A 769-nucleotide genomic window follows, 5' to 3' on the forward strand; every position below is an offset into this window, starting at 1 on the left:
TGTAAGTGTGGACGAACGAGTATAACCACTGTGAAAAAATCACGGGAAGGTTCTCAAGTAGAATGATACACAAGTCAGGAGACCTGTCTTTATTGTGAAGTTTCTATTTCTCCGGGGAGCGGGAAGGAAACGTTGGCTTAAAGTGGCATTCGTGTACACTCTTATTCTGACGTTTTACCCGCTCGCATATTAGCGAAGCGGGTTTTTCTCGTATCGAAAAACTACATATCGTGCAAAAAAGGTGCGCAATGTTCACATTGCGTTAAATGGGAAGTCTGGTGTGAAGCCAGCGCGGTACCCGCCACTGTGAAGAGGAGCTGATTGCATATGCCACTGTATTTGGGAAGGCGCAATCAAGTGATGAATCGAAGTCAGGAAACCAGCCTTTTTCTAATGCGAAGCTTACCCTACGGGATATAGGTGGAAGTGCAAAAACTTAGTTTGAATTTTCTGCGCCTCTATCATTGATAGAGGCGCTTTTTTTAGTAAAGGAGCGAATGAGTGTGACGACGTGGAACTTAAACGGAACAAAACATCACATATTGATTTGTAATGGAAGCAGCTGTATGAGAAAAGGTGGAGAAGAAGCCACACAAGCTATTCGAAATAAAGTGACGGAACTGGATTTGGATGAAACGGTTCATACAACGCGTACGCGCTGTAACGGACGATGCAAAGATGCTCCTGTAGCTATCGTCTATCCTTCAGGAGATTGGTACAAGCAGGTCACTGAAACCGTGGCTCACCGGATTGTCGAAGAGCATTTAGC

The 769-nt window shown here is 44.7% G+C and carries 1 protein-coding gene and 2 riboswitches; the gene reads left to right on the forward strand.

The genetic code is table 11. From position 1 onward, the window contains the following. Positions 1 to 105, forward strand: a riboswitch (cobalamin riboswitch). This riboswitch is flagged as partial in the annotation. Positions 106 to 222: 117 nt separating this feature from the next. Continuing rightward, a riboswitch (cobalamin riboswitch) is annotated at positions 223 to 402 on the forward strand. A gap of 101 nt (positions 403 to 503) precedes the next feature. Further along, positions 504 to 769, forward strand: a 266-nt coding sequence (locus tag AC1DRF_RS30645; protein WP_477742653.1) for a (2Fe-2S) ferredoxin domain-containing protein, incomplete at its 3' end; no start/stop codon positions are given.

Source organism: Priestia sp. P5_B4 (genome assembly GCF_056400385.1).